At 71.5% G+C, this 18,318-nt stretch carries 15 protein-coding genes; 5 read left to right on the top strand and 10 right to left on the bottom strand.

From position 1 onward, the window contains the following. Positions 1–43 precede the first annotated feature (43 nt). The 3 genes from HC031_RS30740 to HC031_RS30750 form a co-directional block, all read right to left on the bottom strand. A complete protein-coding gene (locus tag HC031_RS30740) occupies positions 44–1,906 on the bottom strand; it encodes an ABC transporter substrate-binding protein (RefSeq protein ID WP_167928964.1) in 1,863 nt (620 codons plus the stop codon). 73 nt (positions 1,907–1,979) lie between these two features. Next, on the bottom strand, positions 1,980–3,320 hold the full coding sequence (locus HC031_RS30745) for a M20/M25/M40 family metallo-hydrolase (protein ID WP_167928965.1): 1,341 nt from the start codon (positions 3,318–3,320) through the stop codon (positions 1,980–1,982). Continuing rightward, positions 3,317–4,198 carry a MurR/RpiR family transcriptional regulator gene (locus HC031_RS30750; protein WP_167928966.1) on the bottom strand — a complete coding sequence of 294 codons (882 nt, stop codon included), beginning with the start codon at positions 4,196–4,198 and terminating at the stop codon, positions 3,317–3,319. Before HC031_RS30750 ends, HC031_RS30745 begins: the two co-directional genes overlap by 4 nt. 261 nt (positions 4,199–4,459) lie before the next feature. On the opposite strand from HC031_RS30750, the gene HC031_RS30755 reads away from it, so the two are divergent. Genes HC031_RS30755 through HC031_RS30765 form a run of 3 tightly spaced genes read left to right on the top strand, consistent with a single transcriptional unit; the run spans position 4,460 to position 8,063 of the window. Further along, positions 4,460–5,050 carry a helix-turn-helix domain-containing protein gene (locus tag HC031_RS30755; protein ID WP_167928967.1) on the top strand — a complete coding sequence of 197 codons (591 nt, stop codon included), beginning with the start codon at positions 4,460–4,462 and terminating at the stop codon, positions 5,048–5,050. A 5-nt stretch (positions 5,051–5,055) separates the two neighbouring features. Next, a complete protein-coding gene (locus HC031_RS34650) occupies positions 5,056–7,107 on the top strand; it encodes a prolyl oligopeptidase family serine peptidase (protein WP_167928968.1) in 2,052 nt (683 codons plus the stop codon). After that, positions 7,104–8,063: a S66 peptidase family protein gene (locus tag HC031_RS30765; protein ID WP_205863466.1), complete on the top strand. Its 960-nt coding sequence runs from the start codon at positions 7,104–7,106 to the stop codon at positions 8,061–8,063. Before HC031_RS34650 ends, HC031_RS30765 begins: the two co-directional genes overlap by 4 nt. Here the strand turns inward: HC031_RS30765 and HC031_RS30770 are convergent. After that, complete coding sequence (locus HC031_RS30770; RefSeq protein ID WP_205863467.1) at positions 8,058–9,152, bottom strand: molybdopterin-dependent oxidoreductase; 1,095 nt, start codon at positions 9,150–9,152, stop codon at positions 8,058–8,060. The genes HC031_RS30765 and HC031_RS30770 overlap by 6 nt on opposite strands. A gap of 43 nt (positions 9,153–9,195) precedes the next feature. Next, positions 9,196–9,930: a DUF1275 family protein gene (locus HC031_RS30775; RefSeq protein ID WP_167928969.1), complete on the bottom strand. Its 735-nt coding sequence runs from the start codon at positions 9,928–9,930 to the stop codon at positions 9,196–9,198. Between the two features lie 195 nt (positions 9,931–10,125). On the opposite strand from HC031_RS30775, the gene wrbA reads away from it, so the two are divergent. Continuing rightward, positions 10,126–10,743 carry an NAD(P)H:quinone oxidoreductase gene (wrbA, locus tag HC031_RS30780; RefSeq protein WP_167928970.1) on the top strand — a complete coding sequence of 206 codons (618 nt, stop codon included), beginning with the start codon at positions 10,126–10,128 and terminating at the stop codon, positions 10,741–10,743. Positions 10,744–10,756: 13 nt separating this feature from the next. Here the strand turns inward: wrbA and HC031_RS30785 are convergent, their stop codons facing one another. From HC031_RS30785 to HC031_RS30800, 4 genes are read right to left on the bottom strand one after another with little or no spacing between them, the layout of a single operon-like run. Beyond that, a complete protein-coding gene (locus HC031_RS30785) occupies positions 10,757–11,431 on the bottom strand; it encodes an HAD family hydrolase (protein WP_167928971.1) in 675 nt (224 codons plus the stop codon). A 56-nt stretch (positions 11,432–11,487) separates the two neighbouring features. Further along, positions 11,488–13,071 (bottom strand): thiamine pyrophosphate-binding protein, encoded by a 1,584-nt coding sequence (locus tag HC031_RS30790; protein ID WP_167928972.1) that lies wholly within the window; start codon positions 13,069–13,071, stop codon positions 11,488–11,490. After that, positions 13,068–14,708, bottom strand: coding sequence for an amidohydrolase (locus HC031_RS30795; protein WP_167928973.1), 1,641 nt, complete (start codon positions 14,706–14,708; stop codon positions 13,068–13,070). Before HC031_RS30795 ends, HC031_RS30790 begins: the two co-directional genes overlap by 4 nt. Next, the gene (locus tag HC031_RS30800; protein ID WP_167928974.1) at positions 14,705–16,294 is read right to left on the bottom strand and encodes an amidohydrolase; all 1,590 of its coding nucleotides are present in this window, start codon (positions 16,292–16,294) and stop codon (positions 14,705–14,707) included. Before HC031_RS30800 ends, HC031_RS30795 begins: the two co-directional genes overlap by 4 nt. 143 nt (positions 16,295–16,437) lie before the next feature. Here HC031_RS30800 and HC031_RS30805 point away from each other — a divergent pair, with 143 nt between their 5' ends. Then, the gene (locus HC031_RS30805; protein ID WP_167928975.1) at positions 16,438–17,433 is read left to right on the top strand and encodes a C-terminal binding protein; all 996 of its coding nucleotides are present in this window, start codon (positions 16,438–16,440) and stop codon (positions 17,431–17,433) included. Here the strand turns inward: HC031_RS30805 and HC031_RS30810 are convergent. After that, entirely contained in the window at positions 17,396–18,307 is a 912-nt protein-coding gene (locus HC031_RS30810) for an AsnC family transcriptional regulator (protein WP_167928976.1), read from the bottom strand. The genes HC031_RS30805 and HC031_RS30810 overlap by 38 nt on opposite strands. Between the last annotated feature and the right edge of the window lie 11 nt (positions 18,308–18,318).

Genomic DNA, 18,318 nt, shown 5'->3' on the forward strand with positions numbered 1-18,318 from the left:
CCCCGGCCTCGATCAGTTCGACCATCTGCGGGGTGGACATGAGCTACTCGCGGTCGCCCGCGGTGGAGCGCCGCCGCAGCGCGAACACGCCGCCGACGACCACCAGCACCACGACCACGCCGAGGACGACGTACAGGGTGGTGTGCGACTCCGACGACGTGTTGTCGCCGGCCGCCGGGGTGGCGTCCAGGTAGTTCCAGAACACGGACTGGACGGGGTAGAGCCCGTTGCCGTCCGGCTTGCCGCTGATCAGGTTCGACACGCTGCCCTTGCGGACCGCGTCCAGCCCGTTGGCGTAGTACAGGATGATGTCGTTGTTGGCCTTGTACAGCATGTCCTGCATCTGCCCGATGATCTGCGCCCGCTGGTTCGGGTCGAAGGTCGCCACCTGCTGCGCGAAGAGCTTGTCGAAGTCGGGGTTGCAGTAGAAGGCGTCGGTGTTGCCCCCGCTGCCGTCGTCGAGCGGCAGCGTTCCGCAGGTCTGGATCGACAGCAGGTAGGTCGGGTCCGGTCCGGTGGTCCAGCCGTCCATCAGGATGTCCCAGTCACCCTTGGACAGGTCGTCGTTGAGCTTGCTCATGCTCAGCGACTGGATGTCGAGGTTGATGCCGATCGCCTGCAGCCAGCCCTTGAGGAACTGCGAGATCTGGGTGTCGCGCGAGTTGTCGGAGTGGATTCCCAACCGGAAGCTGAGCGGCTTGCCCGTCTTGGAGTCGACCCGGATGCCGTCACCGCCCTTGGTGTACCCGGCGGCGTCGAGAAGCGAGTTCGCCTTGGCCGGGTCGTACGAGACAGCCTCGTCCGCGCTCGGCTTCCAGGTCCACTGCGGGTACGCCGGCGGCAGGTAGCCGTTGCCGACCTGACCGAGTCCACCGAGGACGTTGGAGACCAGCTTGTCCTTGTCGATGGCGTAGTTGATGGCCGTACGGATCTTGTCGTCGGCCAGCAGCGGGTTGGCGGTGCCCATCGGCTTGCCGCTGCGGGTCTTGGCGCCGCTGTTGATTTCCACGGCGGTCCAGCCGTTGCCGGCCTCCTGCACCGCCTGCAGCTTGCTGTCGCCCTTGAGCGCGTTGTACTGGTTGGTGTTGAGTCCACTCAGGAAGGAGATCTGGTTGCTCTTGAGTGCGGCGACGGCGGCGTCGGAGTTCTTGAACACCTGGACCACCAGGTTGTCGTACTTCGGTGCGCCGACGTCACCCAGCTTGAAGCTCTTGTTGGCGGTGAACTTCTCGAACTGGTCGGTGGTGTAGTTCGTCAGGGTCCACGGGCCGTACCCCACGACGGGGTAGCTGTCGTTCTTGTAGTCCTTGAGGTCCGCGACGTGCGACTCCCAGATGTGCTTGGGCACGATCGGGATGCCGCTGACCGGGATGCTTACGTAGAGCATGTTCGCCTGCGGCTGCTTGGTCTTGATGACCAGGGTCGTCGGGTCCGGCGCGCTGACCGAGTCGAAGTTCGCGACCAGCGATCCGTTGGCCTTCGCCGCGTCGTTGTTCGTCATGATCAGATTGAACGTCCAGGCGGCGTCCTCGGCCGTGATCGGCTGGCCGTCGGTCCACTTCAGCCCGTCCTGGAGCTTGAACGTCCAGGTCAGCTGGTCCGACGACGTCTCCCACGACTTCGCCAGGTAGGGCCCGGGCTTGCCCTCCCGGTCCAGCGAGTTCAACGAGGGGTAGACCATCCCGAAGGTGTTCAGGGCCCCGTTGAAGTAGGCCAGGAACGGGTTCAGCGTGTCGACGCCGGAGCTGTCCATCGCGACTGTCAACGTTGTCCCGGAAGCCGCTGTCGCGGTCGATGCCGTACCGACGGCGGCGGTGCTCGCCAGCGCACAGCCCAGGGTGGCCGCGGCGATGCGGCGCATTCGTCTGGACCGCAGCCAGCCGGATGGAGCGTCGGGTGCCCTCATCTGATCATTCCCCTTTGTCTTCGTGGTCGTGGCCGCCGGTGGTGACGGCTGAAGCTCGATAGGTGGTCTGCGCTCAGGGCGCCGGGTCGGGCGCGGTCCGCAGGTACCGCTCGAGGACCCGGACGCCGAACGCCAGGCTGTCGACCAGCACCCGCTCGTCGACGCCGTGTACGTACTCGTTGTGGGCGAAGCCCGGCGGCGTGGTGCCGGGCGCGAAGCCGTAGCACGCGATGCCGAGCGTGCTGAAGGCCTTCGCGTCGGTGCCGCCCGCCATGCAGAACGGCAGGACGAGCGCCCCGGGGTCGTACACGCGCAGCGCGGCCGCCATCGCGGCGAACTCGGGTGTGGTGTGACCGGCTGCCACCGGCGCGGCGTAGCTGGCGAACTCACGGGTCACGCCCTCGCCGACCAGTTCGTCCACAGTGGAAAAGAAGGCCTCCTCCGCGCCGGGCAGGATCCGCCCGTCCACACCGGCGACGGCCTGGCTCGGGATGACGTTGTGCTTGTACCCGGCCGAGAGCATGGTCGGGTTGAGCGAGTTGGAGATCGTCGACCTGATCAGGTTGGCCGCGTCGCCGAGCTGGTCGAGGCTCGCCGGATCCGACAGGTCGACCGTCACGCCCAGGTGCGCGGTCAGCCCGTCCAGCAGGGCGGCGACCGTCGGGGTGAGGTGTACCGGCCACGTGTACCCGGCCAGCCGGGTCAGGGCGGCGGCCAGCCGCGCGACGGCGTTGTCGGGGTTGGGCCGCGACCCGTGCCCGGCCCGCCCGCGGGCGATGAGGTTCATCCAGGCGCTGCCCCGCTCGCCGGCGGCGATGGGGTACAGCCGGCTGCCGTCGGGCAGGTGGACGGCGTACCCACCCGACTCGCCGATCGCGGTCCGCACGCCCTCGAACAGTTCGGCGTGCTCGCGCACCAGGAAGCCGGCTCCGTAGTCGCCGGTGTCCTCCTCGTCCGCGACGAAGGCGAGCACGATGTCGCGCGGGGGGACGAACCCGGTACGGGCGAACGACCGGACGGCGGCGAGCATCATCGCGTCCATGTCCTTCATGTCCAGCGCGCCGCGCCCCCAGACGGCGCCGTCGCGGACCTCGCCGCAGAACGGGTCGTAGCTCCAGTCCGCGGCCTCGGCCGGGACGACATCGAGGTGGCCGTGCACGAGCAGGGCCGGCGCGTCGGGATCGGTTCCCGGGATGCGGACCACCGTGCTGGCCCGCCCGGGCGCGGACTCGAGGACGACCGGCGCGTAACCGGCCTCGGTGAGGCGCTCGGCGACCCACTCCGCCGCGGCCCGCTCGCCGCGTGAGTCGCCGCCGCCGAAGTTGGACGTGTCGAACTGGATGAGCCGGGAGCAGAACTCGACCGTCTCGGCGACGAGGGTGGCGTCGGTGCTTTCCGGCTGCGTCGTACTCATGACCGTGCCGCCGTTTCGGTGTAGCTCTCCAGGGCGCGGGCGATCTCGGCACGGCGCCGGGCGCGGCGGGTGGCGCCCTTCGCGCCGGCCGCCGACAGCGAGGCGAGGATGTGTCCGACGGCGACCACCGCGGTCGGTGAATGGGTCGCCGACTCGCTGCCGGTGTTGATCGGCAGTACGTGGTCGGCGAACTCGCTGACGGGGCTCGCGTAGCTGTCGGTCAGCGCGATGACCGTGCAGCCCAGCCGGTGGAACTCCCGCGTGAGCCGCAGGGTCAGCTGGCTGTAGCTGCGGAAGCTGAAGACCGTCAGGGTGTCGGACGGGTGGGCGTCGGTGACGGCTGTGATCGCGGCGGCCGCGGTCGGTTGGATGAGCACGACGTCGCGCAGCGCCGAGGTCAGATCGATGGCGAACAGGGACGCGTAGCCCGTTGATTTCAGGTCGCCGAACACCCACCGTCGCTGGCTGCCGAGGATCGACTGCGCCGCCAGTTCGAACGCGCCGTTGGACTGGAGCGCGTGCAGGGTTCCGGCGAGGTTGTCCTGTTCGCGGCTGAGCACCCGGCTAAGCGCCAACCGGTCGCCGGTCGGTCCGCTGCGGGTGGTGACGCTCAGGTCCGGTTCGGAGAGTCTGCGGTTGGTTTCCTTGGCGGCGCGGTACCGCAGTTCGAAGGTATCGCTGAAGCCGGCGTCCCGCAGCAGCCGGTCGAGGTCTTCGGCGCTCGCCCGTGCCGAGGTGACGAGCTGCGCCGGCCGGCGCTGCAGGGACTCCGGGAAGTCCGTCGCGATCGCCCGGTACAGCCGCTCGCCGACCTCGCCGTGATAGCTGGCGGCGAGCTTCAGCGCGGCGAGGATCGGGGTCGGTGCGAGCGTCGTCATCGAGACCTCCCTCCTCCGGCGCTTTCTCCGGATCAGGCCACTCGAGCTTTGCTGGCAGTAACGATGGCCTGCAAGATCTCTTGTGCTAAGTGGGATGGAGTCTTAACCTCACCGCATGCTCACGTCAAGGCTCGGTGTCGATTCGTTGTCCTCGAGCTCGACCCGCTCGGCCGGTTCCGGTTGGTGACAGCTCCGACCAGCAAACCGATCCCGCCTACCCGGTCAGCCTCACCGGACTGTCCGGTCGAGGATGTCGGGCCGGTGATTGTCGCCCGGACGGGGGACAGCGCGGTCGTCGACGATCAGGTAGTGGAGAGTCTGGGGCGTAGAGTCGCCCGGACCCGTCACGCCGCCGAGCTCACTCTCGCCGCCGTCGCGCAGCGTGCGGACGTGTCGGCCGCGTACATTTCGCAGATAGAGTCCGCGACGGCCAATCCAACAGTGCGCTCACTCGCCCGGATAGCCGCCGCGATGGGTGTCAGCGTCGGCGAACTGTTCGGATCCACCGGGGACGATCAGCTACCCACACCGAGGTTCGAGCCGCGGTTCGCGACCGCGCCCCGCGCCGCCCTCACCCCGGGGGCGTCCGGGATCTGGGATCTCACCGCGGCCGGCTCGGCACGGATCTTCGCCCGGCTGGTCCACGGCGAGCCGGGCGATCACGCCGACCCGGTCAGCCACCCGGGTGAGGAGTTCGTGGCCGTCCTCGCGGGCCGGTGCCACCTGCGCGTCGGCGACCGCGTACGGGAGCTGAAGGCCTTCGACGCGTGTCACTTCGCCGCGTCCGACCCGCACCACATCACCGACGTCAGCGACGACCTGTTGCTGCTGGTGATTCTCACCGAGGAGTAGGCACAGTGACGGCACCGTACGGCGAATGGCCCTCGCCGATCAGCGCGGAGTCGGCCGCCGCGGCATCCGGTGGCGTCAGCTACCCGTCCATCGTGTCCGGCGAGGTGTGGTGGTGCTCCTCGGATCCGCGGACCGCAACCGTCCGTCTGCTGCGTTGCCGTCCCGGGCGGGCCACGTCGGAAGTGCTCGGTCCGGAATGGTCGGTCCGCAACCGGTCGCTCGGTTACGGCGGCCGCTCGTACCTGGTCACGACCGGCGCGCAAAGCCACCTGCTGGTCTTCACCAACCAGCACGACCAGCGGATGTACCGCGTCGAGGTCGGTCGGCTCGACGAGGGTACGGAGACAGCGGTTCCGCGGCCGCTGACGCCGGCCGACGCTGGCGGGGTCGCCACCCACTACGCGGATCCCATCCTCGGACCGTCCGGGACTGAGGTGTGGTGTGTGCGCGAGGTGACCCGGCCGATCACGGGCCCGGGCGACGAGGACCCGGCGCCGCGTACGTCACGCCAGATCGTCGCGATTCCGCTCGACGGCAGCGCCGCGGCCGACCCGGACGCCGTCCGGGTCGTGGCGACCTCGCACCACTTCCTGTCCGGAGTCCGCGTCAGCCCCGACGGCCGACGGCTGGCATGGGTCGGCTGGGACCACCCGTCGATGCCCTGGGACGGGACCGAACTCATGGTGGCGGACCTGGTTGACGGCGTCGCCACCGGCGCGACATCGGTGCTGGGCGGACGGGAGGTGTCGGTGCCGCAGGCCGAGTGGGCCGATTCCGACACCCTGTACGCGATGGCCGACCCCGACGGCTGGTGGAATCTGCACCGGCTGCGGCTCGACTCCGGCGGGGCACCGGCGGAGTGTGTCCTGCCGATGCGCCGCGAGTGCGCGGGTCCGCTGTGGCGGGTGGGGCCCACCTGGTTCGCGGTGACCGAGGTCGGCGTCGTGCTGCGGCACGGCGTCGGGGCACAGCAGTTGGCCGTCTGGGATCCGGCGACCGGTGCGCTGCGCGACCTGGCACCCGGCTGGACCGAGTTCGGTTCGGATCTTCGCGCTTCCGTACCGGGCGAGGCCGGCCCGGCGGTGGTCGTCATCGCCGGCTCCGCCGACCGGGGCAGCACGGTGCTGCACGTCCCGCTGCCCGCCGCGCCGGAGCAGCCGGCGGCCGATCCGGTCGCGTGCACCGCCGCGTCGCATCAGGACCTGCGGCCGTGGAACCCCGCGGGGCAGCGGCGGGTCGCCCGTGGTGCCGACGGCCGCGAGGTGCACTACGTCTACTACCCGCCGACCAATCCCGGCGCCGTCGGACCCGCGGGCGTCGCGCCCCCGCTGCTCGTACACGCCCACGGCGGTCCGACCAGCAGCACGGACGCCGGGCCGGACATCGAGTTCGGGTTCTTCTGCAGCCGCGGCTTCGCGGTCGCCAGCGTCGACTACGGCGGTTCCACGGGCTACGGACGGGAGTACCGCAACCGGCTGCGCCGCAACTGGGGCATCGTCGACGTCTCCGACTGCGTGGCGGTGGCGCGGGAGCTGGCCGCGCAGGGCATGGCCGACCCGGCGCGCACGGCGGTCCGCGGCGGCTCGGCCGGAGGCTGGACCGCGTTGGCCTGCCTGGCCGCGAGCGAGGTGTTCTGCGCGGGAGCGGTGTACTACCCGATCAGCGACCCGCTGACGTGGTCGGGTGGGGCGACCCACGACTTCGAGTCGCAGTACGTGCGCAGCCTCGTCGGTGACCTGCCCGCCGACCTCGAGCACTACCGGCGGGTGTCGCCGCTTGCCAACGCCGACCGGATCCGCAGTCCACTGGTGCTCCTGCAGGGTGCGGACGACTTCATCTGCAAGCCGGATCAGGCCCAGCGGATCGTGGACGCGGTCGCCGCTCGCGGGCTGTGGCACCGGTACCTGATTTTTGACGGTGAGGGGCACGGCTTCCGCAAGGAGTCGAGCGTCGCCGCTTCGCTGCGGGCCGAGGCGGAGCTTTACAGCCACGCCATGGGGATCACCGTCGACCCGAGTAGTACCGACCGCACGCGCGAAGGGACCCCACAGCCGTGACCATAACGTCCGTCGACACCAGAACCTCGCTGGCCAGACCGCCCGCCCTGCGCCCGGGCGACCGCGTGGCGGTGTTGACTCTGAGCAGCCCGGCCGATCAGGAGCGGCTGCCCCTCGGGCTGGAGGCGCTGCGTTTCGCCGGCCTCGAGCCGGTCGTGTATCAGTCGTCGTACGACCTGGGAAGCGTCCACCACTACCTGGCCGGAAGCGACGAGCTGCGGGCGGCGGAGCTGCGCTCGGCGCTGCTGGACGACTCCATCGCGGGCATCATCTTCGCCTGTGGCGGCTACGGGGCGCAGCGCACGCTCGAGGCGATGGATTGGAGCGGTCTGGAGCGCGTACCACCGAAGGTCCTGTCGGGCTACTCCGACGTCACGGCGATCCTCGAAGCCGTCGCCGTCAAGCTCGGATGGTCGTCGCTGATGAGCGCGATGGTGTCGTGCGGTGAGTTCGCGGAGTCCTACACCTTCTCGTCGATGCTGCGCTGTCTCATGTGGCCGGAACGGGTCCGGGAGCTGCGCTACGACGAGGCGGTGACCGTGGTCGGAGGGACCGCGCAGGGCGTGACGCTCGGCGGCAACCTCACGCTGCTGGCCGCGTCCGTCGGCACCGACACGTGCCTGCCGGCCCGGGGCGGGATCCTGCTGATCGAGGACGAGCAGGAGGAGGACTACCGGGTCGACCGGATGATCACCCAGCTGCGGCGCTCCGGCTACCTCGACGGGGTCGCCGGAGTGATCGCTGGCACCTGGGACAACTGCGGCACGGTCGAGCAGATCCATCCGGTGCTGGTGGATCGGCTCAGTGACCTCGGCGTACCGGTGATCGCGTGGGCGAACGTCGGACACGGCGGTCACTTCCAGAGCTTCCCGATCGGGGTGCGCGCCGAACTCGACGCCGATGCGCGGACCCTGCGGCTGCTGGAGCCGCCGTTGGTGCCGCAGACCGGTTCATAGGCCTGCGGGCCCGGGCCGGCCAAAGACACGTACGCGGGGCCAGGAGTTGTTGACGTACCCCTGCGGGTTCCACAGGGGTTCGGGGCGCTCGGGCTGGGTGGCCGCGCTGGTGTCCCAGGCGCGGGCGATGATCTCGGCCGGCCCGCGTGGGAGGTCGACGGTCGCCCGCCACAGCCGCCAGGCCCACGGCCCGGTGTCGGCGCCGAGGTCGGCCTGCTGCCAGTGGCGGCCGCCGTCGACCGAGACGTCGACCCGGGCGATCCGGCGGTCCTCGCCGGCGACCGCGTACCCGCTCACCGGGTTGGGGCCGGCCGGCAGCGGTTGGTCGTCGCCGGGACGCAGGATGGCGGCGTTGAGCGCGATCACGCTCAGGGGCAGGCCGGCGGCGGCCGGATGGTCCTCGGCGGGCAGCAGCCGGTACGCGGAGGCCTGGAAGTAGTTGTCCGAGGGGCGGTCCTGGACGCTGATGCGCCGCACCCACTTCACACTGCGGGCGCCGATGTAGCCCGGCACCACCACCCGTACCGGCGCGCCGTGGACCACCGGCAGCGGCTCGCCGTTCATCTCCCAGGCCAGCAGCGGCTCGCCGGCCATCGCCTTGGCGACCGGGATGGACCCGCCGAACGGCTGCGGTGGATCGGCCCGCGGCGACACGTCCGGCCCGGTGAAGGCGACGTGCCCGGCCGCCGGCCGTACGCCGGCCGCCGCGAGCACGTCGGCCAGGCGGGCTCCCGTCCAGCGGGCGGTGGAGATCGCGCCCGGTCCCCACGGCTCCTCGCCGGGGAGCGGGCGGACTCTGCTCAGGTCCGCCCGGCGGTTGCCGGCGCATACCAGCGTGGCCACCACGCTATGGCTGTCGAAGCGGCCGCGCAGGTCGGCCAGGGACAGGACCAGGGTGCGCTCGACCAGACCGTCCACCTCCAGCCGCCAGGCTCGCGGGTCGATGCGTGGGACCGGTCCGTGGTTGCGGCTGTAGAACGTGTCCAGCGGGGTGAGCGCGGCACCGTCGAGCGCGGCGCGGGGCGGTTCGGCGTTGTAGGGGTCGATCGAGTGCACGATCATGTCGTCCCGCTTGCCCCACGCCCCCACGTCCGGATGCTAAGGCGGTGCGGTCAGGGGTGCAGGACGGCGTTCACGATCGGTTCTGCCGGTCGTGGGTGAGCGCCGCCGCGGACACCGCCACGGCAGCGACGATCGCCGCCGGCAGGAGCGGCGCCCATAACGGCGCGACGTGCAGGACGAGCGCGCCGGCGGCGGCGCCGCACAGCAGCGCCGCCAACCGGGCCAGGCCGCCGGCGCCGGCCGCGAACCGGTGCGGGTCGACCGTCAGGCTGTGCGCCACCTTGGTGAGCGTGCCGGTCAGGTACGTCGTCGACGCGCCGCGCACGCCGGAGTTGATCGTGATCGCGCTCTGGAGACCCATGGCCAGGGCGGCCAGCCCGAGCAGGAGCGGCGTGGTGACGCGCCCGGGGTGCGCGCGGGTGGCCAGCCAGCCGGCCGCCATGCCGGCCAGCAGCACGACCTCGACCGCCGAGACGACGGTGTGCCGCCGCCACCAACCGGATCCGCGATGGCGCAGAGGTACGGCGCCGATCGCCACCCCGATGGCGTAGCTGCCGACGGCGGTCGTGGCACCGAGCGCCAGCCGCGCGTCCGCGGTGGCGATCGCCCGGCCGAGCTGGACCATATTGCCGGTGATGACGCTGGCGAACAGGCCGCCGAGCCGCGTGACGCACACGGCATCCAGGCCGCCGGACGCGGCGGTCAGGGGGAGCAGGAGTCGCGTGACCACCCGCTCTGGCAACGCGGCGCCACCCGCGTCCGGCCCGCCCCGGTGCGGGTCGACCGCGCGGTACGCCTCCTTCACGCCGTACGGGTACCCGGTCGTGCGGCCCCCATGCGGTCACCGTCCGCCACAGCACGCCGGCCTCAGCCACCCAGCGACGTCCCTCATTTGTGGCGATTTTCCACCCATCGCGAATAGCTGACCCGGCAACGGGGTAACTCTCGGTTTATTGACTGAGCAAATAAACGGTGTACCGAACGGGAGGAACTCCGACTCATGAGTGATGTGAAGCTGGCCGTCGTCTACTACTCGGCCACCGGTACCGTGCACGCCATGGCTGAGCGCGTGGCCGCCGCCGGTGAGAAGGCCGGCGCCGAGGTGCGCCTGCGCCAGGTGGCTGAACTCGCCCCCGCCGCGGCCATCGCCTCCAATCCGGCGTGGAGCCAGCACGTCGACGACACCAAGGACGAACCCAGGGCCACCGCCGACGACATCGTGTGGGCCGACGCCGTCCTGTTCGGCTCGCCCACCCGCTACGGCAACATCGCGAGCCAGCTCAAGCAGTTCATCGACACCCTCGGGCCGCAGTGGGCGCAGGGCCTGCTCGCCGACAAGGTCTACGCCGGGTTCACCGCTTCCCAGACCGCGCACGGCGGCCAGGAGTCCACGCTGCTGGCGCTGTACAACACCTTCTACCACTTCGGCGGCATCGTGGTCGCCCCCGGCTACACCGATCCGCTGAAGTTCGTCGACGGCAACCCGTACGGTGTCTCCCACGTCACCGGCGGCTCCAACACCGATCCGTTGACCGAGGTGCAGTTCGCCGCGCTGGACCACCTCGCCGACCGGGCCGTCACCATCGCCCGACGGCTCAAGGCCGGCGCCGGCGCCTGACCGCCGTCGGCTCCTACCATCCACATTGTCTGGTAGGCAGTAGTCGCGGCAGGTCGGCGAGGGTAGCGACGACTGCGCCGGGCCAGGACGGGTCGGTGTCGTTGTGCTCGGTGGTACGGAACACCGTCATGCCCAGTGCCGCCGCGGCCGTCAGTTCACCGTCCGCGCCGTCGCCCACGTACACGCAATCACCCGGACCGGCGCCCAGCGCCTCCACCGCCGCCAGGTAGATCCTGGGATCGGGCTTCGCCACGCCGAGTTCGCAGGAGAAGACGGCGGCGTCGAACCGGGTCGCCAGCGGGCAATCCGCCCACGCCTGTGCGCTCTCTGCGGTGGCGTTGCTGACCAGGCCGAGCCGGTACCCCGCCGCGCGCAGCGAATCGAGCAGGTCGAGCGTGGCCGGCGGGGCACTGGACAGGAGCCGCCGGGCGAGGTCGACGCGCAGCGCGGCGGCGCGTGCCAACCGGGCTCTCGACGGCGAACTGCCGAGCCGCTCCGCCAGGATCCGTACGGTCTGCTCCGCATCCCAGCCGACGAGGCGCTGTCGCCAGGTGGCGTGGTACGCCCGGACGAGGGCTGCCGGCTCGACTCCGACGATGGCCGCCATCTCCGCCACCACGCGGTCCCGCTCGTCGTCCGCGCCGTGGACCAGGGTGTGGAACAGGTCGAAGATCACGAACCGGGGCATCGACGGAGATTAGCAGCCGGGGGTCGCCGACGACGGTGGCGGCGACCCCCGGTCGTTCAGAGCGATACCTCGATCAGCGTCGGTACGGTGCGGCCGAGCGCCTCGGTGACCGCCTTCGCCAGTTCCGCCGGCCCCTCGACGCGCTGCCCCTCGCCGCCGAGCGCCTTGCCCAGCAGCGGGAAGTCGGGGCTGCGGACGTCGACTGCGATCGGGGAGATGCCCACGCTCTCCATGCCTTCGCGGATCTCCTGGAAGCCGCCGTTGTTCATCACCACGACCGGCAGGCCGAGCCCGAGGTCCACCGCGGTGGCGAACTCCTGGATGGTGAACATCGTGCCGCCGTCACCGGCCAGCACCACGACCGGCGTGCCGGGTGCGGCCAGCGCCGCGCCGATCCCGCCCGGGATGCCGTAGCCGAGCGTCGCGAACCCGGCGGGGTAGACGAACTGGCCGGGCCGCAGCGACGGCCACTGGTGGGCGGTGCCGAAGTACGAGACCTGAGCGCTGTCCCCGGCGAAGATGGTCTCCGCGGGGAGCGCCTCGCGCAGCGCGGCGTGGTACGGCGCGAAGGGTGCCCCTTCGCGCAGCGCGTTCTCGTCGCACGCCGCGCGCAGCGCCGCGGCCTGCCGACCGAGGGCGTTGTCGACCTGAGCCGGAAGCGCGTCGAGCAGCAGTCGCAGGGTCTGCGCCGCGTCGCCGTGCAGCGGGTGGGTGGCCTCGAGGTTCTTGTCGAGCTGCCGTTCGTCGATGTCGACGCGTACGACCGGACCGCTCGCTGCGACGGTGTGGCCCCACAGTTCGTCGTCGCCGAGCACGGAGCCGACGACGAGCAGGGCGCCGGCCGTCGCGATGATGCGGTGCGCCTCGTCCAGCCGGATCGCCGCGCCCAACGAGAGCGGGTGGGTCTCGGCGAGGATGCCCTTGCCGTTCACGGTGGTGATCACCGGAGCGTCGAGGCGTTCCGCGATCGCGCGTACCTCGTGGGTGGCGTGCCGGGCCCCGCCACCCACGATCATGACGACCGAGGGAGCGCTCGCGAGCACCGCGGCGGCCGCGCCGACCGCGGACGGTTCCGGCGTCGGTGCGGCCGCGCCGGCGACGGCTACCGTGGCCAGCGAGGCCGGGTCGTACTCCCCCTCGAGCACGTCGACGGGCACTTCGATGTGGACGGGCCGGGGCCGGCCGCTCCGCCACCGGCCGAAGGCCTCGTTGATGGCGGCGTAGGCCTCGACCGCCGAGTCGACCCGGACGCTGCGGTCGACGACGGCGTCGAGGTGCGCGTGCTGGTCCTTGACCTCGTGCAGCCAGCCGATGTCCGCGCGCTCCTTCCCACGGGGCATCCCGGGGGAGACCAGCAGCATCGGGATCGAGTCGGCGTACGCCGTCGCGGCCGCGGTGACGGCGTTCATCAATCCGGGGCCGGTGGTCGTGATGACCACGCCCGGCCGGCCGCTGACCCGCGCGTAGGCGTCCGCGGCGTACCCGCCGCCCTGCTCGTGCCGCGGGGCGACGTGCCGGATCCCGCTGCCGTGGAGGTGGCGGTAGATCTCCAGGTTGTGCGTACCCGGGATCCCGAAGGCCAGGTCGACCCCGTTGTCCACGAGCGCCTGGACGACCGCATGCCCACCTGAAGTGCTCACTGGATACCTCCTTGCTGTGACCAGGCCAGCTCCCCGGCGACCCAGGTCTCGGTGACCGACGCGTACGCGAGAGCGTCGATCGGTGCGGTGACCGGGTCGGTGTCGACCAGGACGAGGTCGGCGCGGCTGCCGACCCGCAGCGTGCCGAGGTCGTGGCGGTCGAGCAGGTCGGCGGGCGTGCTGGTGATGCCGCGCAGCGCCGCCGACCGGCTCGCGCCCTGGGCGGCGCCGCCGGCCACCCCACCGTCCACGGTCGACCGGGTGACGGCCGCCCAGGCCGCCCGCAGCGGGCCGGGCATCGTGACCGGTGCGTCCGAGGAGACCACCACGGGTACGCCGGTGCGCTCGAAGGTGCCGTACGGGTAGAACCGCCCGCCGTACTCGCCGTACTCCGCCATCAGCGAGTCGCCGTACAGGTGCACCTGCATCGGCTGCGGCACGGGCACGACGTCGAGCCGCGCCATCCGCTGGATCTGTTCGTCGGTCGGGAAGCCGCAGTGCTCGATGCGGTGCCGCAGGCCCTTGCGGGGCAGCTCGCCGCGGGCCTGCTCGACGGCGTCCAGCACGAGGCCGATCGGCAGCTCGCCCTGGGCGTGCGTCGCGGTGCGCAGCCCGAGCCGGTGAGCGGTCGTGATGAGCTCGATCAGCTCGGCCGGCTCGTGGTACAGGTAGCCGCGCGGCGACGGCGCACCGCAGCAGGCGTGGTCGCCCAGGTACGCGGTCCGTGCGATGACCGAACCGTCGGCGTACAGCTTGACGCCGTGCAGTTCGAGCCGCTCGTCGCCGAGCCGGGACACGAGGCCCAGGCTGCGCAGGTGGTCGAGCGTGCTCGACAGGTACATCAGGTGGGCCCGCATCCGGAGCCGTCCGGCGTCGCGCGCCCGTAGGTACGCGGCCATCTCCAGCTCGGTCACCTGCGCGTCGCAGATGGTGGTGATCCCGGCGGCGAGGAACGACTGCTGACCCAGGTCGAACAGGCGCGCCACCTCGTCGTCGGACATCGGCAGGTGGAAGTTCGGGCCGTGGTTGCCGACCTTCACGCCGTCCGGGCCGGTCAACAGGTCACAGGCCGAGTCGAAGATGACCCCGGTCGGGTTGCCGGTGTCGTCCCGGTCGATCCGGCCGCCCGGGGGAGTGACGGTGCCGGCGGTGATCCCGGCGTCGCGCAGGACCGCGCTGTTGACGGCGTACCCGTGGCCGCTCGCGTGCTGGATCTGCACCTGCCGGTCGGTGGCGACGCGGTCGAGGTCGGCGGCGCCGGGGTGGCGGCGCTCCGCCAGCCGCGACTGGTCGTACCCGTACCCGCGGATGGCGCCGGCCGGGCTCTGCTCGGCCCGGCGGCGCAGCCGGTCGACGATGTCGTCGATCGTCTTGGCGTCGGAGAGGTCCACCCAGTCCAGGCCGGAGCCGTGCAGGACGGTGTGCGCGTGGGCGTCGACGAAGCCGGGCAGCAGGGTACGCCCGTCGAGGTCGACCTCCCGCGCCAGGCCCTCGGCGCGCGCGTGCATGTCGGAGACGCTGCCGACGGCGCGGACCCGGCCGTCCTGCACCAGCAGGGCGGGGGGCGCTTCGGCGGCCGGGTCGGCGCCGGCCATCAGGCGGATGGGCCCGCCGGTGAAGATCACCGGTTCAGTCATCGTGCTTCCTTCGCGGTTGTCGGGATCCACCATTCACGACCGCGCGCGGTGGTGACGTACTCCGGCCAGCGGTAGTCGATCGGGGGCTGGAAGTCCTCGGTCAGCAGCGGCGGGGTGTCACCCGCCTCGGCCCGGCGCCGCCGGTGCTCGTCGGCCGCCGACTCGAGGGTCTCCGGGGAGCGGAGCAGGTCGAGCATCGTCCCGGTGACCACCTTCGCGGTGGCCTCGATCATCGGGTCGATGGTCTCGGGGATGCCGCCGAGGGCGTTCATCACCCAGGACGGGTAGCCGGCCTGTCCGGGCTGGACGGCGAGGGCCGGCCGGGCCATGTAGAACCGGATCGTGGGTGCGTACCAGGTCATCTCGACGTAGTCGTCGGAGGTCCAGTTGCGCTGCTCCGGCGGAAGGTGGCGGCGCAGCAGCTCCTCGGCGTCCCACGGGGCGATGGTGCGCAGCGTCTCGGGCAGGAACGGCTGCTCGTCCGGGGTCAGGCCGAGGGACTTCTGCAGCTGCTGGGCGATCGCCACGGCCTCCGGGCCGAACTGCGGCGCGCCGACCTCCTCCAGGTTCGCCCAGGTGACCTGGGCGAGCGTGTGGTTGGCCAGACCGGGGCGGTTACGGGCGACCCACCGGGCCTCGACGGTGCAGTGGGCGGTCCGGGCGGCCGCTTCGGCGTTCGCGTCGAGGACGGCGAGCACCGCCTCGGCCGAGGCCACGTCGGGGACCCGCCACGAGTACTGGATCTGGGCCATCCCGGCCGGCAGGTTGTCGGCGGTGGCCTGGCCGGCGGTGAGGATGGCTTCGCTGAGCGACCATCCGCCGGTGGCGGGCAGCATCGAGTCCTGCGTGGTCTTGGTCAGCGAGTACATCGTGAACAGGGCCGCGTTCGCGCCCGGCGCGCGGGCCGCCGAGTGGGACGCCGGGATCGGGCTGTCCGGGTCGGCGTACCCCCACGTCTCCGGCTGCTCGCAGGTGAACGTGTAGATCCGGCTGTAGTACGCGCCGCAGTGGGTGTCCCAGCGGACGGTGTTGCACAGCGGCAGCATGTAGAACGGGTGGAAGCTCAGGATCGCGTCGACGCCGTCGTAGTAGCCGCGCAGCCCGTGGACCACCTTGGAGCCCTGGACCTTCTCGGCGGGCTCGCCGGTGTAGACGAGCGTGCCGGCGATGTCGTGCTCGCGCATCGCCTGCTGGGTGGCGAGCAGCCCGGCCAGGGTCGAGATGCCGAGCGCCGAGTGCGGATCGGTGTGCCCGGCGGCGTGTTCGGACAGCCCCTCACGCGGCTGGCGCTCGGTCGTCGCCGCCTGGCAGTTGCCGGGCACCGCGTCGTACTCGGCATAGGTGAGCAGGGTCGGGCCGGCGCCGGGAGCGCCGTTGGTCCATCTGGCGCAGAAGGCGGTCGGCATCCCGCCGCTGCCTTCCTCCACGTCGAAGCCGTGCCGGCGCAGTGTGTCGGCGTACCACCGCGCCGACTCGTACTCGCGCCAGGCGGGCTCGGCGAGCTCCCAGATCGTGCGGTGCCACCGGGACACCTCATCGCGGTGCTCGTCGACCCAAGCTCGTGCTGACTCCTTCGCAGCGTCCACGCGTACGTCCTCCTCGGGTGTGTGCGCTGACGCTAGCAGTCAAATGCCCCTCGCGGAACAACTTACGTCGGCGAATTCCGACTCATACCGCCGAATAAGTGGTGGGTATGGTGTCCGTGCCGCTCATACGTCACCATGCGGTTATGGCTGCGATGATCTCTCAGACCCCGGCGGTCCTCTACCTGTCGATGGAGGGGCTCGACGTGAGCCCGGGCCACGCGCTGCTGCGCGCCCGTGGTGTCGACGTCCTCGACATCGCCGACGACCCGTCCCCACGCGACCTGGAACGGGTGGTCGCGCTGCTGGTCGGCTACGACCGGATCGGACCGGACTGGTTGGACCGGCTGCCGGCGCTGCGGCTGATCGCCACCCATTCGGCCGGTTACGACATGGTCGACGTCGACGCCGTGCGGGAGCGCGGGCTATGGCTGGCCAACCTGCCCGCCGCGGCGACCGACGAGGTCGCGACGCACGCGCTGACGATGGCGCTCGCGCTCGTACGCCGGCTACCCCAGTACGACCGCGACGTCCGGCAGGGACGCTGGTACGACGAGTCGGCGCCCCTGCCGCGCATGCCGGGCGAGCTGACCTGCGGGGTCATCGGCATGGGCCGGATCGGGCAGGCGTTCGCCGCGCTCGCCGGCCGGCTGTTCGGCCGGGTCGTCGGGTACGACCCCGTGGTGCCCGACGCGCACTGGCCCGCGGATGTCGAGCGGATCGCCGAGGTCGACGCCCTGCTCGGCGTGAGCGACTGCGTGAGCCTGCACCTGCCGCTGTCGGCCGGGACCCAGGGACTGCTCGACGCGCGGCGGCTCGCGCTCCTGCCGCCCGGCGCGGTCGTGGTCAACGTGTCCCGAGGCGGGCTGGTCGACGAGGCCGCGCTCCTCGACGCGCTGCGCACCGGGCGGCTCGCCGGCGCCGCCTGCGACGTACTGGTCCAGGAGCCGCCGGCGGCGGACGACCCGATGCTCGGCGCGCCGGGGATCCTGCTCTCGCCGCACGTGGCCTACCTGTCGGCGAGTGCGCTGCGCCGGTACGCCGAGGTGCCCGCGCGCAACGTCATCGCCTTCCTGGACCACGGCGCGCCGCTGAACCCGGTGGTCAGTCCCGGCGAAGCTGCGGCGAGTACCGCTCCTTGACCAGTTCGAGGTGCCACCAGGCTTCCATGGCGCGTACGCCGTCGAGCATTCTGATCGCGTCGAGCGTCGTGCTCACTTCGGAGCGGCTGCGCGCGATCATCGTGCCGATCAGGTCGCACCGGCCGAGCGTGCGGGCCAGGAAGTCCACGGTCGGAAGCTTCGCGATCGCCGCGGCCGCCTGCCCGCCGCCCGGGCCCAGGTTCACCTGGAACCCGCACATCTGGGTGATGCCCATGGCGGTCGGGTCGGTCAGCCCCTTGACCACGACGACGCCCTCGTCGAGGAGGCGGAGGACGCGGGCCCGCGTGGCGGCCCGGGAGAGGCCGACGTGGTCGGCGAGGTCGGCGTACGGCATCCGCCCGTCGGTCTGCAGGAGCGCGAGCAGTTGCCGGTCGACGTCGTCGAGATCGATCGGCTTGAACGAGCTCAGCCGGCCCAGCGGCAGATGCGAGTCCTTGACGACGTCGGTGTAGAGCACGGTGTCCAGCGAGACGACGCCCGGCAGGTCGCGGACCTCGCTCACCGCGTGGTCCAGCTCCTCGACGTCCCTGGTGCGAAGCTCGGCGATGAGTGTGCACCGGCCGGCGACGATGGAGACGAAGGGGGCGTTGTCGTACCCGGCGATCCGCTTGGCGATGTCGCGTGTCGACACCCCGTCGGTGACGACGGAGACGTGCGCAATTGTCGCGTACCCCTCGACGGCCGGGTGGGCGATCGCCTCGATGCGCACCGTCCCGGACTCGATCAGCTTCTGGGTCCGGGCCCGTGCCGCGGTCCGCGACAGGCCGACATTCGTCCCGAGCTTCTCGTACGAGGCCCGGCCGTCCCGCCTCAGCTCGTCGAGTAATGCAAAGTCCGCCTCGTCCAGCGCCACGGTGATCTCCC

The organism is Planosporangium thailandense (assembly GCF_011947195.1).
Taxonomy (GTDB): domain Bacteria; phylum Actinomycetota; class Actinomycetes; order Mycobacteriales; family Micromonosporaceae; genus Planosporangium; species Planosporangium thailandense.